This window comes from Guptibacillus hwajinpoensis, from assembly GCF_001039475.1.
GTDB lineage: Bacteria > Bacillota > Bacilli > Bacillales > Guptibacillaceae > Guptibacillus > Guptibacillus hwajinpoensis.
This window is the reverse complement of record NZ_LELK01000014.1, coordinates 1-1,383: the sequence shown is the minus strand read 5'-3', so window position 1 is coordinate 1,383 and position 1,383 is coordinate 1. Positions and strand designations below refer to the sequence as shown.

Sequence of the window (1,383 nt, the reverse complement as noted above, 5' to 3'; positions counted from 1 at the left end):
TTTTAGGTTAAGCCCTCGATCGATTAGTATTCGTCAGCTGCACGTGTTGCCACGCTTCCACCCCGAACCTATCTACCTCATCATCTCTAAGGGATCTTACCAGCTTAATGCTGTGGGAAATCTCATCTCGAGGGGGGCTTCATGCTTAGATGCTTTCAGCACTTATCCCTTCCACACGTAGCTACCCAGCTATGCTCCTGGCGGAACAACTGGTACACCAGCGGTGTGTCCATCCCGGTCCTCTCGTACTAAGGACAGCTCCTCTCAAATTTCCTGCGCCCGCGACGGATAGGGACCGAACTGTCTCACGACGTTCTGAACCCAGCTCGCGTACCGCTTTAATGGGCGAACAGCCCAACCCTTGGGACCTACTTCAGCCCCAGGATGCGATGAGCCGACATCGAGGTGCCAAACCTCCCCGTCGATGTGGACTCTTGGGGGAGATAAGCCTGTTATCCCCAGGGTAGCTTTTATCCGTTGAGCGATGGCCCTTCCATGCGGAACCACCGGATCACTAAGCCCGACTTTCGTCCCTGCTCGACTTGTAGGTCTCGCAGTCAAGCTCCCTTGTGCCTTTACACTCTGCGAATGATTTCCAACCATTCTGAGGGAACCTTTGGGCGCCTCCGTTACACTTTAGGAGGCGACCGCCCCAGTCAAACTGCCCACCTGACACTGTCTCCGCACCGGATCACGGTGCTGGGTTAGAATGTCAGTACAGCCAGGGTAGTATCCCACCGACGCCTCCATCGAACCTGGCGGTCCGACTTCTATGGCTCCTACCTATCCTGTACAAGCTGTACCAAAATCCAATATCAGGCTACAGTAAAGCTCCATGGGGTCTTTCCGTCCTGTCGCGGGTAACCTGCATCTTCACAGGTACTATAATTTCACCGGGTCTCTCGTTGAGACAGTATCCAAGTCGTTGCACCTTTCGTGCGGGTCGGAACTTACCCGACAAGGAATTTCGCTACCTTAGGACCGTTATAGTTACGGCCGCCGTTTACTGGGGCTTCGATTCAGAGCTTCTCCCGTAAGGGATAACCCCTCCTCTTAACCTTCCAGCACCGGGCAGGTGTCAGCCCCTATACTTCGCCTTACGGCTTTGCAGAGACCTGTGTTTTTGCTAAACAGTCGCTTGGATCTTTTCACTGCGGCTCCCCTGGGCTATTCACCCGAGGAAGCACCCCTTCTCCCGAAGTTACGGGGTCATTTTGCCGAGTTCCTTAACGAGAGTTCTCCCGATCGTCTTAGGATTCTCTCCTCGCCTACCTGTGTCGGTTTGCGGTACGGGCACCTCTTTCCTCACTAGAGGCTTTTCTTGGCAGCGTAGAATCAAGGACTTCGGTACTAAATTTCCCTCGCCATCACGACTCAGCCTTC

General features: G+C 54.1%; 1 rRNA gene. It reads right to left on the bottom strand.

Annotated features, from left to right (window positions below):
* Positions 1 to 3: 3 nt before the first annotated feature.
* Positions 4 to 1,383 (bottom strand): 23S ribosomal RNA (locus AB986_RS20065); the annotation flags it as partial.